The sequence below is a fragment of the Nonomuraea insulae genome, assembly GCF_042656245.1.
Window position 1 is genome coordinate 44788 of sequence record NZ_JBHSPA010000084.1, and the last position, 16618, is coordinate 61405.

Genomic DNA, 16618 nt, shown 5'->3' on the forward strand with positions numbered 1-16618 from the left:
AGGAGTACGCCGTGACCACCACCGACACCCCGGGCATGACGGCCGCCGAGGCGTTCAGACAGCGGCCGCTCACACCCCTGCAACGCCTCCAGCGAATCCTGCACCGCCATCCCCAGATCAGCCCGCTCGTCGTCCTGATCGCGGCCGTCATCGTGTTCGGCCTGCTCAACCCGCGCTTCCTGGAGCCGTCGAACATCTCGCTGGTCCTGCAGCAGGTCGCGATCATCGGCTCGCTCGCCATCGGCCAGACCCTGATCATCCTCACCGCCGGCATCGACCTGTCCGTCGGCGCCGCGATGATCCTCGTCGCGATGGTCATGGGCAGCCTGGCCGGGGACGCCGGGGTGCCGGGCATCCTCGCGTTCCTGGTCGGCATGCTCTGCGGCGCCGTGACCGGCCTGCTCAACGGCTGGCTGGTCTCGACCGTGAAGCTGCCGCCGTTCATCGTCACGCTGGGCACGCTCAACCTCTTCACGGCGCTGGGCCTGCTCATGAGCGGCGGCCGGTCCATCCCGGGTGACCGGCTCGGGCCGCTGCTGACCTGGACCTCCACCTCGTTCTCCGTGGGCCCGTTCCGGCTGACGGCCGGCGTGGTGCTCGTCGTGCTCATGTACCTCGTGATGGGATACGCGCTGTCGCAGACGGCCTGGGGCAGGCACGTGTACGCGGTCGGCGACGACGCGGGCGCCGCCCGCCTGGCCGGGATCCGCACCCGCCGCGTGCTGCTCAGCGTGTACGTCGTCGCCGGCGTCATCTTCGCCCTCAGCGCATGGGTGCTCATCGGCCGCGTCGGCGCGGCGACCACCAACTCGGCCGCCGACGCCAACCTCGACTCGATCACCGCCGTCGTCATCGGCGGCACCAGCCTGTTCGGCGGGCGCGGCCGGCTGCTCGGCACGTTCATCGGCGCCCTGATCGTCGGCGTCTTCCGCAACGGCCTGGCGCTGGCCCGGGTGGACGTGCTCTACCAGACCCTCGCCATCGGCGTGCTGATCATCGCGGCGGTGACGCTCGACCAGTGGATCAGGCGGACGGGAGCACAACGATGACCGGGACCCCGATCCTGTCGGCGCGCGGGCTGATCAAGACCTACGGGGCCGTCGTCGCCCTCGACGGCGTGGACCTCGACCTGTACGCCGGAGAGGTCCTCGCCGTCATCGGCGACAACGGCGCCGGCAAGTCCACCCTGATCAAGTGCCTGACCGGCGCGGAGATCCCCGACATGGGCACGCTCACGGTGGACGGCGAGCAGGTCCGCTTCCGCAAGCCCCAGGACGCCAGGGACGCCGGCATCGAGACCGTCTACCAGACCCTCTCGCTCGCCCCGGCCCTGGACATCTCCGCCAACCTCTTCCTCGGCCGCGAACGCCGCCGCCCCGGTGTGCTCGGCTCGGTGTTCCGCATGCTCGACAAGAAGGGCATGCGCGGCGACGCCTCGGCCAAGGTGGACGATCTGGGGATCCGTACGATCCAGGACATCAGCCAGGTCGTCGAGACCCTGTCAGGCGGCCAGCGGCAGGCCGTCGCGGTGGCCCGCGCGGTGGCGTTCGGCAGCAAGGTCGTCGTGCTCGACGAGCCCACGGCAGCGCTCGGCGTCAGGGAGTCCGCGCAGGTGCTCGGGGTCGTCCGCGAGCTGCGCGAGCGCGGCATGGGCGTCATCCTCATCAGCCACAACATGCCGCACGTGTTCGAGGTGGCCGACCGCATCCACGTCCAGCGGCTGGGCCGCAGGGCGGCCGTCATCACACCGCGTGACCACACCATGCCCGAGGCCGTGGCGATCATGACGGGCGCGGCGGAGGCGAAGGAAGGGCAGGCATGACCAAGATCATCCTCGACACCGACCCCGGCGTCGGCATCCCGGGGACGGACGCCGACGACCCGCTGGCCCTGATGCTGGCCCTCGCCGACCCCCGGCTGGAGCTGCTCGGCGTCACGACGGTGTTCGGCAACTGCCCGCCCGCCCTGGGCGCCCGCGGGGCCGCCGCCGTCCTGGCCGCCGCCGGACGGAGTGACGTGCCGGTGGCCGTCGGCATGGGCACCCGGCTGGACGGCGGGCTGCCCGAGCCGCTGGTGGAGGCCTACCGGGGGGCGCGCGGCGAGCCCGGCGCGATCGAGCTGCCCGACCTGGCCGGCGCCGCGGTGAAGCAGCACGCCGTCGATCTCATCATCGACACCGTCCTGGCCCACCCGGGCGAGGTGACGGTCGTGGCCATCGGCCCCCAGACGAACCTGGCCATGGCGCTGCTCAAGGAGCCGTCGCTGGCGCGGAACCTGCGCTCCGTGGTCTTCATGGGCGGCGCCCTCGGCCTGGAGCCCCGCTACGGACGCGGCAACATCACCCCGGTGGCCGAGTGCAACATCTGGTTCGACCCGCGGGCGGCCGACGTCGTCTTCCGCTCCGGCGTCGATCTCACCATGGTCGGCCTGGACGTGACGAACCCCGCGACGGGCCTGGTGCTGGGCGACGACGCCATCCGCGGCATCGACCGCACCGCCTCGCGGATCGCCCCGATGCTGGCCGACGTCTGCGCTACCTACCTGGACGCGCCGATGTTCGACTGGGCCGACGGCTGCGTCCTGTACGACCCGCTCGCCGTCGCGGTGGCCGCGGACCCCGGCGTGGCGACCTTCACCGACCTGGCCGTCGGCGTGGAGACGCGCGGTGAGCTCACCCTCGGGCAGACCGTCCCGCTGCGCGACCGCGAGCCCAACCTGCGCGCCTGCGTCGACGTGGACGGCGCCCGGGTCGTGGACGGCATCCTGAGCCGCATCCTGACCCTCTAGCGCCCCCGATAATGATCCCCATCCTGATCCGAGGAGAGTCGTGAGTCACTCCGCCGTACCCAACCCGCTCGGCATCCACGCCCTGGTGTGGGCGGGAGACACCTCCAGGGAGTCCGTGGACCGCGCGGTGAGCCGCACCGCGCAGGCGGGCTTCGACCTGCTGGAGCTGTCGCTGCACGATCTGGACAACCTCGACGTCGCGCACGCCCGCGACGCCATCGCGGCCGCGGGCCTGCGGGTGGCGTGCTCGCGCGGGCTGGCCTTCGACGCCGACGTGTCCAGCGACGACACCGCGGTCGTCGCCAGGGGCGAACGACTGCTGGAGACCTCACTCGAGGCCACGGCGGCGCTGGGCGGCACGATCTTCACCGGAGCCCTGTACAGCGCCCTCGGCAAGTACGGGCTGCCGGTCACCGGACGCGGCCGCGCCAACGCCGTCTCCGTCATCCGCCGCCTGGCGGAGCGCGCCGCCGGGCAGGGCATCACACTGGGGCTGGAGGTGTGCAACCGCTATGAGACGAACGTGGTCAACACCGCCCGCGAGGCCCTCCGGCTGGCCGACGACATCGGCGCGGACAACGTGATGGTGCACCTGGACACCTACCACATGAACATCGAGGAGGACGACCTGATCAGGCCCGTCCTGGAGGTGGGCGAACGCCTCGGCTACGTGCACGTCGGCGAGAACCACCGGGGCTTCCTCGGCTCCGGGCACCTCGACCTCAACGGCTTCTTCCACGCCCTGGCCGACATCGGCTACCGGGGTCCGATCACGTTCGAGTCGTTCTCCTCGGCGGTCGTCGCGCCCGGCCTCTCCAACGACCTGGCCATCTGGCGCGACCTGTGGACCGACGGGGGCGCGCTGGCCGAGCACGCCCACCGCTACCTGGTGACCGCCCTGTCGGTGAGCGGGAGCGTGCGGTGACCGGAGCGCGGCTGCTCGACCGCGTCCGCGACCTGGCCGCCGGCGGCGATCGGGTGCTGATCGGCATCGCCGGCTGCCCCGGCGCGGGCAAGTCCACGCTGGCCGGCTGGCTGGCCGGCGCCCTCACCACCGCCGGGCTGCCGGCCGTCTGGGTGCCGATGGACGGCTTCCACCTGGCCGACGTCGCACTCGAACGCCTCGGCCGGCTGGGCCGCAAGGGCGCCATCGACACCTTCGACGGCCACGGCTACCTGGCGCTGCTGCGCCGCCTGCGCTCCGAGACCGCCAACGTCGTCTACGCCCCCTCCTTCGACCGCGACATCGAGCAGCCGCTCGCCGGCGCCATCGCGGTGCCGGCGCGGGCGCGCGTCATCGTCAGCGAGGGCAACTACCTGCTCTCCGGCGAGGAGCCCTGGCTCGGGGTGCGGGCCGCCATGACCGAGGTCTGGTACGCCGACCTCGACGACCGCGTCCGCCTCGACCGCCTCACCAGGCGGCACGTGCAGTTCGGCAAGACCCCCGACGAGGCCGTGCGGTGGGTCGCCGAGGTGGACGAGCCCAACGCCGCCGCCATCCGCGCCACCCGCGGCGCCGCCGACCTGATGGTCGACATCGACGCGCTGTTCTGATCCGGCTAGTGGTGGACGGTGGGCGCCAGAAGGTTCTGGTAGAGCTCGTAACCGACGAACAGGACCACCGGGGCGCCCACCGCGATCAGCAGGCGGCGTGGCAGAGGCGCGCGGACGTCGGACAGCGCGATGTCCTTGATGGGCATGGCCGGCACCCTGGCCAGCGGCTTCGGCTCGGGCGCCGCCGTGAGCTCGGGGTGACGGGCCAGGTAGCCCGCTGGGAACGACGTGAGGTGGAAGGCGCCGCACGCCGGGCAGCACAGCCCCGACCAGGGCGGTTGCACGGTGACACCCGAGGTGAGCCAGATCTCCACCTCATTTCCATGGTCGTCGGTCAGATGACGGACGACGTAGTCCTCCTCCCAGACGTACAAGCAGCGAAGGCACTCGAAAGGCCAGGATTCGCGGGATTCGAACCCGTCGCGCACGAGGAACCACCCCCGGGCCGGCGATGAGTATGTCTTTCGAGTGTCCGCCCGGCCCCGCACCCTCACGCAAGAAGGAGGTTGTGACACTTTCCGCCACAGAATGCTCACCTGGTGTCAGGTTAGGTGCCCCTTTTCCACGTGAGCAGGAGCGCGGTCAGAGGGGGCCGCGGTGCCAGGGTCCGCGGATGGCGTACGTGCGGCCCGGCGGTTCCACCGAGGCACCGTCGCCGAGCTGGTTGACGAACAGGACCGAGCCGTCGGGGCTGAAGCACGCCCCCGCGAACTCGCTGTCGTCGGCGATGTTGACCGCGAACTCGAACGGCTGCCCCCTGCGCGGATCCAGCCCGATCAGCCGGTTGACGTTGACCAGCCCCGGGGCCAGCGGGTGCGGGTCGGCGTCGGCGGAGGAGGCGTCGTCCTCGCACAGCACGATGCCCCCTCGGGGGGTGAACACCAGGTTGTCGGGGGAGTCGAGCACCCTGCGGCCGGGCGACTCGTACACCAGCACCAGGGTGCCGCCGTCGCGGCGGCCGGGGACGTACTGCCAGACCTGGCCGTAACCCTCCACGTAGCCGTCGGCGCCGGGCGCGTCGCCGTTCTTGACGTCGCCGCCGCTGGTGGAGTTGAAGAAGACGCCGCCGTCGCCGTACCAGCAGCCCTCCAGGCGGTTGAACCTGGCGCCGCCCTTGGCCAGGCCCTGCTGGGTGCAGGTCGGAGCGCCGTTCTCCAGGTCGGGGTCGGGATCGTCGATGCCCACCCACTCGACGAGGAGCCGGGCGCCCATCGTCTGGCCCTCGCGGCAGTCGTAGCCGTCCACGCCCCTGACCTTGAGCATCTCCAGTACGCCCCCGGCGGACAGATCGCGCGGGTCACGGGGGCGGAAGCGGTAGAAGCCGTCGGGTTTGCCGGAGTCGTCCTCGGTCTCGTAGACGTACCCGGTGCGCGGGTCCACCGCGACGGCCTCGTGGGAGAAGCGGCCCATGGCCGTCAGCGGCTGGGAGGGGGCGGGCCTGCCGGGCTCGGGGCCGGTCAGCGGCACCTCGAAGATGTAGCCGTGCTTGCGCTGCCAGCCCTGCGCCGGGCCCGCGGTGGTCTCCTCGCAGGTCAGCCAGCCGCGCTCGTGCAACATCCGCCCGCCCGCGCAGTTGACGATCGTGCCGTTGAGGCTGACGAAATCGCGCAGCACCTCGCCGTTGCGCAGGTCCACTTCGAGCGTGGTCGTGCCGGCCACGCCCAGCTCGTCGTAGCGCCGCGAGCCCTCGACGTGCACCCGGCCGACCGGGGAGCCGGGGGTGGTGCGGACCTCGTGGTTGCGGATCAGGCGGGCGGTGTGGCGGCGGGTGCCGGGGAAGGCGGCCATGCCGTCGTGGGCGATGGGGGTGGCGACGCCGTCGGTCATGGGGGTGCCGGTCCTGCCGAGCATGACGTAGGAGAAGCCGGCGGGAAGGGCGAGGAGCTCCTCGCCGGTGTTCTTCGAGGGGGTGCGGCGCAGCGGGCCGTAGCCGGTCTCGCGCGGGTCGCCGGTGGGGCGGCCCGAGCCGGCCCAGGACGCGTGGGCGGTCAGGGTCTCGACGGCGATGCCGCTGGCCAGCATGCCACCCGTGGTGGCCAGGCCGCGGCCGAGAAAGGATCGTCTATCAAGCTCGGTCATGGGGCATCCCCTCGGGACAAGGGCAAATGGCGCAGATGATGAACGAGTGCTCTCGACAGCGTAAACGCCGGATTGCGCGCCGAGAGGACCCATTTATGCCTTTCGTCACGCGTGGGAGAGGATCGTCACAGCCAGGAAGACGGCCGCCGCCGCTGATCGTCGACCCGCGCCGTCGACCCGCGCCGTCCACCCGCGCCGTCCTCACGTATCGTCGTCGCATGGCTGACGCGATCTTCGAGAACCCCAGGCTGGCCGCCATCTACGACCCGCTGGACCCCGACCGCGGCGACCTGGACGTCTACGCCGCCATCGCCGCCGAGGCCGGCGCCCGCGGCGTGCTCGACATCGGCTGCGGCACGGGCACGTTCGCGCTGCTTCTGGCCGGCCGTGGCCTGGAGGTGACCGGCGTGGACCCGGCCGCGGCCTCGCTCGACGTGGCGCGGGGCAAGCCGGGCGCCGAGCGGGTGACCTGGATCCACGGTGACGCCACGGCCGTCCCGCCGATCGGCGCCGACCTGGCCACGATGACCGGGAACGTGGCCCAGGCGATCGCCGGCCCGGCGGACTGGCAGGCCACCCTGCGGGCCGCCCACCGGTCGCTGCGGCCGGGGGGACTGCTGGTGTTCGAGACCCGCGACCCGGCCAGGCGGGCCTGGCTCGAATGGAACCGGGAGGCGACCCACGGGGTCACCGACGTGCCCGGGGTGGGCGAGGTGGAGCACTGGACCGACCTGCTCGACGTCAGTGGCCCGCTGGTGACCTTCCGCGGCACGCACGTCTTCGCCTCGGACGGCGAGGTGCTGACGTCGGAGTCCACGCTGCGCTTCCGCGAGCGCGACGAGGTCGAGGCGGATCTGGCGGCCGGCGGTTACGTGCTGGAGGAGGTCCGTGACGCGCCCGACCGGCCTGGGCGGGAGTTCGTGTTCCTGGCCCGGCGTCCCTGATCGGGAGAGGCCCGCGGGCACGGCCTTAAGAACGGCGTCCCTGATCGGGAGAGGCCCGCGGGCACGGCCTCAAGAACACCGGCAGGATTCGGTAAGCGGGCTCCGCCAGGCTGAAGCCATCAGTCAGGACGAAGGGGACCATCATGAGGAAGCTCGTTGAATCGACGTTCGTCACGCTGGACGGGGTCATCGGTGACCCGCAAGCTCAAGCGGCAGCCAGGGGAGAACATCCTGAAGTTCGGCACCGGCTCGCTCGACCGCACGCTGATCGAGAACCGGCTGATCGACGAGTTGCACCTCTGGGTGTTCCCCGTCATCGCCGGCGGCGGCGACCGGCTGCTCGACGGGCTCGTGGGCGTCACCCACCTGGAACTGGCGGAGACGACCCGCTTCGAGTCCGGCGTCATCGTCCTCACCTACCGCCCCAAGCCGTAGCCAGGGGGCGGGACCTCCCGTCGATTGACAACCTGACCAACCAAGCGCATGCTTCGGGGCGGCGAGGGAGCCAAGGGGCTCTCCCCGGTCGAAGGGATCGATCGATGGGACGTGCCGTGCCGGCCCCCGAGGGCCTGACCGCCGAAGGGCGGAGCCGCCGTTCGCTGCTTCTCGCGGGCGGGATCCTGGTGACCGGCGCGGCGCTCGGGCAGGCGCCCGCGTACGCGGACGCCGAGTACGACGTCGTGGTCGTCGGCGCGGGGGCCGCCGGCATGACCGCCGCGCTCACGGCCGCCAAGCGCGGCCTGCGTACCGTCGTCCTGGAGAAGGCCCCGACCTACGGCGGGTCCGCGGCCCGGTCCGGGGCGGGCATCTGGATCCCGTGCAACGAGGTGATCCTCGCCGCCGGCGTGCCGGACACCCCGGCCAAGGCCGCCGCCTACCTCGCCCGCGTCGTCGGCGCCGAGGTGCCCGCCGAGCGGCAGCGGGCGTTCCTGGAGGCCGGGCCGGCCATGATCTCGTTCGTCATGCGGAACAGCCCGCTGCGGTTCCGGTTCATGCAGGGCTACTCCGACTACTATCCCGAGTTCCCCGGCGGGATGCCGGACGGGCGCTCCATCGAGCCGGGCCAGCTCGACGGCCGCATCCTGGGGGAGGAGCTGGCCAGGCTCAACGCCCCCTACATCCCCACCCCGGCCGGCATGGTCGTCTTCAGCGCCGACTACAAGTGGCTGACGCTCAGCGTGGTCAACCCGAAGGGCACCGAGGTGGCCGCCGCGTGCCTGCTGCGCGGCACCGAGGCGGCGCTGCGCGGGGAGAAGCCGCTCACCATGGGCCAGGCGCTGGCCGGCGGGCTGCGGGCCGGGCTGCTCGCGGCCGGGGTGCCGGTGTGGCTGAACACGCCGCTGCTCGACCTGCACGTCGAGGCGGGCCGGGTCGCGGGCGTGGTCACCTCCGCCGGCCTGGTCAGGGCGCGGCGCGGGGTGATCGTCGGGTCGGGCGGGTTCGAGCGCAGCGCGGCGATGCGCGCGGAGTTCCAGCGCCAGCCCATCGGCACGGCCTGGACGGTCGGCGCGAAGGAGAACACCGGCGACGGCATCGAGGCCGGCGAGCGGGCCGGGGCCGCGCTGGAGCTGATGGACGACGCCTGGTGGGGGCCGGTGATCCCGCTGCCGGGCGAGCCGTACTTCTGCCTGGCCGAGCGCACCCTGCCCGGCGGCCTCATGGTCAACGGCAACGGCGTGCGCTTCGCCAACGAGGGCGCCCCGTACAGCGACATCGTGCACATCATGTACGAGCGCAACACCCCCTCCGCGCCGCACATCCCCGCCTGGCTGATCGTCGACCAGAACTACCGCAACCGCTACCTGTTCAAGGACGTCGCCCCGCTGCTGCCCTTCCCCGACTCCTGGTACGCCGGCGGCGCCGTGCAGCGCGCCTGGACGATCGAGCAGCTGGCGGACAAGATCGGCGTGCCCAGGGCGGCTCTGCGCGGCACGGTCACCCGCTTCAACGGCTTCGCCCAGACCGGCCGGGACACCGACTTCCACCGCGGGGACAGCGTCTACGACCGCTACTACGCCGACCCGTACGTCAAGCCCAACCCCTGCCTGGCCCCCCTCTGGCTGCCGCCCTTCTACGCCTTCAAGATCGTCCCAGGCGACCTGGGCACCAAGGGCGGCATGCGCACGGACGCGCGCTCCCGGGTCCTGCGCGCGGACGGCTCGGTCATCCCCGGCCTGTACGCCGCCGGCAACGCCAGCGGCGCCGTCATGGGCCACAGCTACGCCGGCTCCGGCTCGACCATCGGACCGGCGATGACGTTCGGCTACATCGCGGCCAACGACATCACCTGAAATCGATGCGACGAGGAGCGCGATCTCCTAGTAACGTCATGCGCTGCGTTCGCCGTCTTCCGGAGGAAAGCAGCACATGAAGTTCACCAACGCCGTCGTCACCGGCGCCGCCGGCGGGATCGGCCGGGCCCTGGCCGCCCGCCTCCGCTCCGAGGGCACGCACGTCGTGCTCGCCGACATCGACGCCGACGCGCTCACCGCGACCGCCGGTGAGCTGGGCGGTGAGGCCGTGCCCGCCGACGTCTCCGACGCCGCGTCGATGGCCGCCCTGGCCGCCGCCGCGCCGGACACCGACCTGGTGTGCCTGAACGCGGGCATCGTCGGCCGGGACCTCGGCGTGCCGTGGGAGGTGAGCGCCGAGGACTGGGCGCGCGTGTTCGCGGTGAACGCCGGCGGTGTGAGCAACGGGCTGCGCGCTTTCGTGCCCGGGATGCTCGCGAGCGGCCGGCCGGGGCACATCCTCATCACGGCGTCGCTGGCGGGGCTGGTGACCTTCCCCGCCGGGGGCGCGTACGCCGCCTCGAAGCACGCCGTCGTCGCCCTGGCGGAGCAGGCGGCGCTGTCGCTGGCCGGCACGCCGATCGGGGTGACGATGCTCTGCCCCGCGCTCGTGCGTACCGGGATGTCGCCCGAGGGCGAGGACCCGGCGGACATCGCCGACGCGGCCCTCACCGCCATCCGGGCGGGTCGCTTCGCGGTGGTGCCTGACGGGTGGGGCGGCGAGATCGAGCGCCGCGGCCGGTGGCTGGCCTCGGGTGAGCAGCCGTCGCTGCCGAACGTGCCCGGCTGATCGCGCCACCTGATCCGCGGCCGGGTTAGGGTTGAGCCTCGAAGGGAGGGGAGCGGACATGTTGCGTACCCGGCTGCCTGCCGCGCTGCTCCTCTTCCTGTCGTGGTTCCTGCCGGCCACCGCCCACGCGCGGGCCGTCCAGCAGGTCACGGCCGTCACCTGGCAGGCCGAGCAGCACCAGTCCGGGATGCGGCAGGTCCCGCCTCCGGCTCAGGACGTGCGTGCCTGGGCGGGTCCCGGCAGCGTGACCGGCGCGTCCGCCGCGCTCGCGGACGGACCGCCCGCCTTCCGATCCCCCTGGGCCGTCGTCGTCCCCGGCCGGGCCGCCGACGCCCCCGCCGCCCGTCGCCCGCGGGCGGCGACGGCACGTGCGCCTCCCTCCACAACGCTCTGACGTTTCCTTTTCCTTTCTGAGCCTTGTGGAGGCTTCCATGTTCCGTGCGCCGTTCTGGCGCGCGGTGGCGGCGTGCGCCGTCATCGTGATCTCGTTAGTCGTCACCTTCTCCGCGTCGCCCCGCCTGGGCCTGGACCTGCGCGGCGGCACCCAGCTCGTCTTCGAGACGAAGGACTCCCCGACCGTCAAGGCGGACGCCGCCGCCACCGACCGCGCGCTCACCGTGCTGCGCCAGCGCGCCGACGCGCTCGGCGTGGTCGATCCCACCCTGGCCCGCTCCGGCGAGCGGCGGATCATCGTCGAACTGCCCGGCGTGCTCGACCCGAGCAAAGCCGCCGAGGTCATCGGCCGCACCGCGCAACTCGCCTTCCATCCCGTAGCGGGCGCCGCCCAGCCCGGCGACAAGACGGCGGTACGCGACGAGAACGGCGGCCTGCTCCAGCTCGGCCCGGCCGCCATCACCGGCGACGGGGTGAGCGACGCCGCCGAGCGCAGCGACTCCCAGCGTGGCCCCGGCTGGTGGGTGAGCATCGACTTCCGCGAGGCGGGGGCCTGGCAGCGGCTGACCGGGGAGGCGGCCTGCCGGCCACCCGACGACCCCCGGCGCAGGGTCGCCATCGTGCTCGACAAGGAGGTCATCTCCTCGCCGCCGCTCGACGCGGCCGTGCCGTGCCGTACCGGGATCCCCGGCGGCAGCGCCGACATCACCGGCTCGTTCACCCACGACGAGGCGCGCGACCTGGCCGTGCTGATCAAGGGCGGCGCGCTGCCGGTCCCGCTCGACCTGGTCGAGCAGCGCACGGTCGGCCCGACGCTCGGCGCGGCGGCCATCCAGGCCAGCGCCGAGGCGGCGATCGCCGGGCTGGTCCTGACCGCCGTGTTCATCGTGGCCGTCTATCGGCTGGCCGGGCTGCTGTCGGTGCTCGCGCTGCTCTGCTACGGCGTGATCTCGTACGCGGCGCTGGTGGCGATGGGCGCGACCTTCACGCTGCCGGGACTGGCCGGGTTCGTGCTGGCCATCGGCATGGCCATCGACGCCAACGTGCTGGTCTTCGAGCGGGCCAGGGAGGAGTACCAGCGGGGGCCCCGGCTGCGCACCGCGCTGGATCGGGGGTTCAGGAACGCCTGGAGCGCGATCGCCGACTCCAACGTCACCACCCTGATCGCCGCCGGGCTGCTGTTCTGGCTGGCTTCCGGCCCGGTCAAGGGCTTCGGCGTGACGCTGGCCGTCGGCGTGCTGGCCTCGCTCGTCTCCGCCCTGCTGATCACCCGCGTGCTCACCCAGGCCGTCATCGGCCGCATCGGGCCGCGCCTGTCGGGGCTGGGCTCCGTGGGGTCGGTCAGGACGTGGCTCACGCGCAGGAACCCGCAGCTCATGCGGGCCGGGAAGGTGTGGCTGGCGATCGCGGGCGGGCTGGCGGCGGTGGCCGTCGCCGGGCTGGCCCTACGCGGGCTGAACTTCGGCGTGGAGTTCACCGGCGGGCGGCTGGTGGAGTTCGCCACCGCCAGGCCGGTCTCAGCCGAGGCCGCCGGGCAGGCGGTCGCGCGGGCCGGGTTCCCCACGGCGGTGGTGCAGTCGAGCGGCGACGGCGTCTCCGTACGCGCCGCGCGGCTCGGCATCGAGGAGGTGGCCAGGATCGAGCAGGCGCTGGAGACCCAGGCGGGCGAGGTGAGCAAACGAAGTGAGGAGTTCATCGGCCCCACCCTGGGCGAGGAGCTGCGCCGCAACGCCCTCATCGCGCTCGGCGTGGCGGTGGTCATGCAACTCGTGTACCTGGCGGCCAGGTTCCGGTGGACGTTCGGCGCGGCGGCCGTGCTGGCGCTGCTGGTGGACGTGATCGTGGTGGCCGGGATGTTCGCGTGGCTGGGCAAGCCGATCGACGGCGTGTTCCTGGCCGCGATGCTGACCGTCGTCGGGTACTCGGTCAACGACAAGGTGGTGGTGTTCGACCGGGTCAGGGAGTTGTGGACGGCGCGGGAGCCGCTCGCGACGGCGGTGAACGGGGCGATCCTGCAGACCATTCCGCGTACCGTCAACACCGGGCTCGGCGCGCTGTTCATCCTGGTCGCGCTCATGGCGTTCGGCGGTGACTCGCTGCGGGACTTCGCGATCGCGCTGGTGGCCGGGATCGTGACGGGCACGTTGTCGTCCGCCTTCGTGGCCGGGCCCGCGGCGATCCTGCTCGGCCGGTTCGACCGGCGGCCCCCTTCCGAGCCGGCCCGGCCGCGCGCGCAGAAGGTCCGCGGGGCGGTGGTGTGATGCGGCCGGGAGGCGCGTTACCGTCGGCGGCACCTCACTCCAGGAGCGCAACGATGATCACATGGCGCCGGCTCGGCCAGGCCGGCTTCCCGCTGCCGCGGTCCTGACCGGATCAGCCGCCCCGCCCCGCGCTAGCTTGACCGGCGGCGGGGAACAGGTTCGGCATGGAGGTGCTGAGCAGTCGTGTCCTGCTGCGTCCCCGTGACCCCGGGCGCAGCCGCCGCTTCTACGCCGAGACCCTCGGGCTGGCCGTCCACCGCGAGTTCGGCCCGCCCGAGCACCCCGGCGTGGTCTTCTTCCTGGGCCAGGGATTCCTGGAGCTCTCCGGGAGCACGCGGGACGAGGCCGGGGCGGCGGTGTCGCTCTGGCTCCAGGTCCGCGACGTGGCCCAGGAGGAGGAGCGGCTCAGGAAGGCGGGCGTCACCGTGCTGCGCGAGGCCCGCCAGGAGCCCTGGGGCCTGATCGAGTCGTGGATCGCCGACCCCGACGGTCACCGCATCGTCCTGGTGCAGATCCCGTCCGACCATCCCCTGCGCCGCGACCAGCGCCCATGAGCCGGTGGCTCGCTCAGCCGTCGTCCTCCAGCAGGTCCAGGTCGGGCGGCACGAGCGTGGTGGAGTCCACCAGCCCCCGCAGCAGGTTGTGCAGGAGGTTGTCGGACGGGCCGCCGGCCGCCTTGTCGTGCGTCAGCGGGTACGGGAAACCGCCCGCGCTCAGACGCCGCCGCACGGCCTCGATCCGGTTCTCGATCCTGCGCTCGCGCCAGTCGCCGTCGGGACGCAGGTAGGCGAGCTGCTCGGCCGCCTGCCGGTACGACAGGGGGCGCGGGCCCTCCTCGTACAGCAGGTAGCGCTGGCCCAGCACCACCAGGAGCAGCCGGTCCTCGTCGTCGAGCGGCCACCGCTTCGGCGGCAGCGTCACGGCGCGGCGGCGCGGGGCGCGGTCCTCGTCGTGGCCCGAGACGTACAGCTCGACCAGGTGCTCCCGGTAGCCGGAGCCGCGCACGAACACCGGCGTGTACCCCGACGCCAGCGGGAGCGCCTCGGTCGTCGCGTGCATCAGCTGCCCTCTGGGCAGCCGCAGGAGTTGCTGGCCCGTGTTGCGCAACCACCACCGCTGCTTGCGGTAGGTCAGCTCCCCGTGCCTGCGGCTCACCCACAGGTCGTCCTCCCCGACGCACAGGTCCACGTCGGGCCGCTCACCCCGGCCGAAGCTCACGGTCAGGCCGGGCAGGGGCCGCACCTCGACGCCGCCGTGCACCGTGCGCGCGTGCAGCGTCCCGGGCGGGGCGGGCGCCACACCGCGGGCCAGGCTCTCAGGGACGTTCATGCTCGCCTCCCTGTCGATCGTATTCATCCAGGTAAGCGTGCCCGAACCGGCTCGGGACCCTTCCCCGGGCGGTGGTCACGCGCGCGGTAGCTCGGCCGCGGCGGAGCCGGCCAGGTCGGTGGCCATCCGGCAGAGCCGGTCCACCGGGCGCGAGCCGCCGACCAGCATGAGCAGGGTCTCCGCCGCGGTCTGGCTGTGCCCGTCGATGTAGGTCCGGTAGACGATGTTGACCAGGCATGTCCCCTCGCCCTCGGCCTCCGGGCGGACGAAGGCGGGAAAGCCGTGCAGCCGGGTAGCGGTCCCGCCCTCCGCGTTCGGCGTCGGGCCGCGGTCGAATGTCAGGTCCACCCAGATGTCGCTGGTGGTGCTCTCCCACTCGCAGTCCCAGCCGCCGTACCCGCGGTCCGGGTCGGCGGCGTCGATGCCGGGGACGACCTCCAGCGCCTGGGCGTGGAGCAGGGTGCAGGCGTCCTGGTTGGCCAGGGACTCCGGGGGGAAGCCGGGGTCGCGGCGCGGGATCCGGCCCTCGTTGAGCGTCTCGACGGCGTGCGTGGTGGCGGCGTCGGCGATCTCGCACAGAGGGGCTCTGCCCTTCTCGTCCCGCTTGGCCGTGACCGTGATCGTGGTGTCGGTGACGCCTGCGAGCACGAGCGTGCGGCTGCAGGCGTCGCTCTCCGCCGGGTCCTCGACGACCGTCACGACTTTCGTGGTCCTGGCCGCTTTCGCCTGCTCGGGCGGGGGGTCGAGGTTCAGGTCCAGCCGGACGTCCACGACGGCGTCGGAGGGGGGACTGACGAGGACGTCGCAGCGGTCGAAGTTGCCGTAGTCGGGGTCCAGGTCCGTGCTGCCGAAGCGGGCCAGGGAGGCGGGCTCCAGGAGAGCGCACGGGTCGGCCGTCCGCCGATCGCCGAGCACACCCTGGACGGCGGGGGAACGGCTCCCGGTGATCGCGCCCCCGGCGGCCGGTGTGCCGCCGGTGGGTGGCGAGGGCAGTTGGATCCAGTCGCCGCCCCACTGCCACAGCGCGAGTGCGGCCACGAGCGCCACCGCCGCTCCGGCCAGGATCGGGCGGCGGCTCCGCACGAGGGCGGGGATGCCGCGCACGAGAGCGGGTAACCCGCCCGGGTCCGGCTTGGCGTCGAGATCCTGGGCGAGGGCGGGGATGGGGCCGGGCGGGCTCGCGACCTCCTCCAGCCGCCGCCGCGCCTGCGCCGCGTCGGGCCGCTCATCGGGATCGCGCCGCAACATCCCCGCGAGCACGCCGGCGAGCGGCCCGACGTCGGCGTCCAGCGTGACGGCGCCCCTGGCGGCCTCTCGCACGGTGATGTACGCCTCCACCGAGTCGGGCGGGCCGCCGCCGTCCGGCCGCCGTCCGCTCGCCGCCTCCTGGCCGTCCGTGGGCCGGGCCCCGCCGCGGCGCGGCGGCCGGCCCGCGACCAGCGCGTACACCATGGCTCCGAGCGAGAACACGTCCGACTTCGGCTCCGGCTGGCCCCGCACGACCTCCGGCGCGGCGTAGTCGGGGGTGTAGCTGACGGCGCTGTTCGGGGTGATCGTCTCGGCGCCCCCCACCCGGTACGCGGCCCCGAAGTCGGCCAGCTTGGCCGTCCCTTCCCCGGTGACCACCACGTTGCCCGGCTTGAGATCGCAGTGCACGATGCCCTCCGCGTGCAGCGCCGCGAGCGCGTCGGCGATCTGGGCCCCGATCCGCGCCGCCACTCCGGCGGGCAGCCCGGGCCGCCCCTCCAGGCTCCCGCCCGGGACGTGCTCCATCACCAGCCAGGAGGTGGCCCGCCGCCGGGGCCCGGCGCGTACGGCGTGGTAGAGCGTGACCACGTGCGGATGGCTGAACCGGGCCAGGGCCCGCGCCTCGGCCCACAGCCGGTCGAAGCCGGCCGCGCCGCCCTCCACGGCGACCCGTTTGAGCGCCACGTCGCGCCCCAGCTCCAGGTCGCGGGCGAGCCACACCTCGCCGGACTGTCCCCGCGCGAGCCTTCTGACCAGCCGGTAACGCCTGTCCACGGTCAGGCCCGGGTGTACCGCGACCGCCTGGGATCCGGAACACCGTTGCAGGAAGCGCACATACCGAATCTATCGAGTGAGACAACGATCACGCAGCGTTTTCCCCGGGACCGGTCCCGGGGAAGGCGCTGCACTCTTGACGAAATCCCTAAGCTTCCATGACACGAG

General features: G+C 73.0%; 16 protein-coding genes. 12 read left to right on the forward strand and 4 right to left on the reverse strand.

Annotated features, from left to right (window positions below; all coding sequences use genetic code 11):
• Positions 1 to 11 precede the first annotated feature (11 nt).
• The 5 genes from ACFPZ3_RS53195 to ACFPZ3_RS53215 are packed head-to-tail and all read left to right on the forward strand — an operon-like array spanning position 12 to position 4341.
• A complete protein-coding gene (locus ACFPZ3_RS53195) occupies positions 12 to 1049 on the forward strand; it encodes an ABC transporter permease (protein WP_379522102.1) in 1038 nt (345 codons plus the stop codon).
• Positions 1046 to 1822, forward strand: coding sequence for an ATP-binding cassette domain-containing protein (locus ACFPZ3_RS53200; RefSeq protein WP_379522103.1), 777 nt, complete (start codon positions 1046 to 1048; stop codon positions 1820 to 1822). Before ACFPZ3_RS53195 ends, ACFPZ3_RS53200 begins: the two co-directional genes overlap by 4 nt.
• Positions 1819 to 2787 (forward strand): nucleoside hydrolase, encoded by a 969-nt coding sequence (locus ACFPZ3_RS53205; RefSeq protein WP_379522104.1) that lies wholly within the window; start codon positions 1819 to 1821, stop codon positions 2785 to 2787. Before ACFPZ3_RS53200 ends, ACFPZ3_RS53205 begins: the two co-directional genes overlap by 4 nt.
• A gap of 40 nt (positions 2788 to 2827) precedes the next feature.
• Positions 2828 to 3712, forward strand: coding sequence for a sugar phosphate isomerase/epimerase family protein (locus ACFPZ3_RS53210; protein WP_379522105.1), 885 nt, complete (start codon positions 2828 to 2830; stop codon positions 3710 to 3712).
• Positions 3709 to 4341: a nucleoside/nucleotide kinase family protein gene (locus ACFPZ3_RS53215; protein WP_379522106.1), complete on the forward strand. Its 633-nt coding sequence runs from the start codon at positions 3709 to 3711 to the stop codon at positions 4339 to 4341. The genes ACFPZ3_RS53210 and ACFPZ3_RS53215 overlap by 4 nt, the downstream gene beginning before the upstream one ends.
• 5 nt (positions 4342 to 4346) lie before the next feature.
• On the opposite strand, the gene ACFPZ3_RS53220 is transcribed toward ACFPZ3_RS53215, so the two are convergent.
• Both ACFPZ3_RS53220 and ACFPZ3_RS53225 read right to left on the reverse strand, forming a co-directional pair.
• On the reverse strand, positions 4347 to 4715 hold the full coding sequence (locus ACFPZ3_RS53220; protein WP_379522107.1) for a hypothetical protein: 369 nt from the start codon (positions 4713 to 4715) through the stop codon (positions 4347 to 4349).
• A 208-nt stretch (positions 4716 to 4923) separates the two neighbouring features.
• Positions 4924 to 6420 (reverse strand): alkaline phosphatase PhoX, encoded by a 1497-nt coding sequence (locus ACFPZ3_RS53225; protein ID WP_379522108.1) that lies wholly within the window; start codon positions 6418 to 6420, stop codon positions 4924 to 4926.
• A gap of 218 nt (positions 6421 to 6638) precedes the next feature.
• On the opposite strand from ACFPZ3_RS53225, the gene ACFPZ3_RS53230 reads away from it, so the two are divergent.
• The 7 genes from ACFPZ3_RS53230 (at position 6639) to ACFPZ3_RS53260 (ending at position 13653) form a co-directional block, all read left to right on the forward strand.
• The gene (locus ACFPZ3_RS53230) at positions 6639 to 7364 is read left to right on the forward strand and encodes a class I SAM-dependent methyltransferase (RefSeq protein ID WP_379522109.1); all 726 of its coding nucleotides are present in this window, start codon (positions 6639 to 6641) and stop codon (positions 7362 to 7364) included.
• A 192-nt stretch (positions 7365 to 7556) separates the two neighbouring features.
• Positions 7557 to 7799 carry a dihydrofolate reductase family protein gene (locus ACFPZ3_RS53235; RefSeq protein ID WP_379522110.1) on the forward strand — a complete coding sequence of 81 codons (243 nt, stop codon included), beginning with the start codon at positions 7557 to 7559 and terminating at the stop codon, positions 7797 to 7799.
• A gap of 104 nt (positions 7800 to 7903) precedes the next feature.
• Complete coding sequence (gene kstD / locus ACFPZ3_RS53240; RefSeq protein ID WP_379522111.1) at positions 7904 to 9655, forward strand: 3-oxosteroid 1-dehydrogenase; 1752 nt, start codon at positions 7904 to 7906, stop codon at positions 9653 to 9655.
• 76 nt (positions 9656 to 9731) lie between these two features.
• The gene (locus ACFPZ3_RS53245; RefSeq protein WP_379522112.1) at positions 9732 to 10445 is read left to right on the forward strand and encodes an SDR family NAD(P)-dependent oxidoreductase; all 714 of its coding nucleotides are present in this window, start codon (positions 9732 to 9734) and stop codon (positions 10443 to 10445) included.
• A 58-nt stretch (positions 10446 to 10503) separates the two neighbouring features.
• Entirely contained in the window at positions 10504 to 10839 is a 336-nt protein-coding gene (locus ACFPZ3_RS53250; RefSeq protein WP_379522113.1) for a hypothetical protein, read from the forward strand.
• Between the two features lie 37 nt (positions 10840 to 10876).
• Entirely contained in the window at positions 10877 to 13099 is a 2223-nt protein-coding gene (gene secD / locus ACFPZ3_RS53255) for a protein translocase subunit SecD (protein ID WP_379522114.1), read from the forward strand.
• Positions 13100 to 13263: 164 nt separating this feature from the next.
• A complete protein-coding gene (locus ACFPZ3_RS53260; RefSeq protein WP_379522115.1) occupies positions 13264 to 13653 on the forward strand; it encodes a VOC family protein in 390 nt (129 codons plus the stop codon).
• Between the two features lie 13 nt (positions 13654 to 13666).
• On the opposite strand, the gene ACFPZ3_RS53265 is transcribed toward ACFPZ3_RS53260, so the two are convergent.
• Positions 13667 to 14455 (reverse strand): FHA domain-containing protein, encoded by a 789-nt coding sequence (locus tag ACFPZ3_RS53265; protein WP_379522116.1) that lies wholly within the window; start codon positions 14453 to 14455, stop codon positions 13667 to 13669.
• Positions 14456 to 14503: 48 nt separating this feature from the next.
• Positions 14504 to 16510 (reverse strand): serine/threonine-protein kinase, encoded by a 2007-nt coding sequence (locus ACFPZ3_RS53270; RefSeq protein WP_379522117.1) that lies wholly within the window; start codon positions 16508 to 16510, stop codon positions 14504 to 14506.
• Between the last annotated feature and the right edge of the window lie 108 nt (positions 16511 to 16618).

Bases quoted from the DNA above. Each gene is read 5' to 3' on its own strand.
- ACFPZ3_RS53200 (WP_379522103.1), top strand. From the start codon at position 1,046: ATGACCGGGACCCCGATCCTGTCGGCGCGCGGGCTGATCAAGACCTAC.
- ACFPZ3_RS53205 (WP_379522104.1), top strand. From the start codon at position 1,819: ATGACCAAGATCATCCTCGACACCGACCCCGGCGTCGGCATCCCGGGG.
- ACFPZ3_RS53225 (WP_379522108.1), bottom strand. From the start codon at position 6,420: ATGACCGAGCTTGATAGACGATCCTTTCTCGGCCGCGGCCTGGCCACC.
- ACFPZ3_RS53230 (WP_379522109.1), top strand. From the start codon at position 6,639: ATGGCTGACGCGATCTTCGAGAACCCCAGGCTGGCCGCCATCTACGAC.
- kstD (WP_379522111.1), top strand. From the start codon at position 7,904: ATGGGACGTGCCGTGCCGGCCCCCGAGGGCCTGACCGCCGAAGGGCGG.
- ACFPZ3_RS53245 (WP_379522112.1), top strand. From the start codon at position 9,732: ATGAAGTTCACCAACGCCGTCGTCACCGGCGCCGCCGGCGGGATCGGC.
- ACFPZ3_RS53250 (WP_379522113.1), top strand. From the start codon at position 10,504: ATGTTGCGTACCCGGCTGCCTGCCGCGCTGCTCCTCTTCCTGTCGTGG.
- secD (WP_379522114.1), top strand. From the start codon at position 10,877: ATGTTCCGTGCGCCGTTCTGGCGCGCGGTGGCGGCGTGCGCCGTCATC.
- ACFPZ3_RS53260 (WP_379522115.1), top strand. From the start codon at position 13,264: ATGGAGGTGCTGAGCAGTCGTGTCCTGCTGCGTCCCCGTGACCCCGGG.
- ACFPZ3_RS53265 (WP_379522116.1), bottom strand. From the start codon at position 14,455: ATGAATACGATCGACAGGGAGGCGAGCATGAACGTCCCTGAGAGCCTG.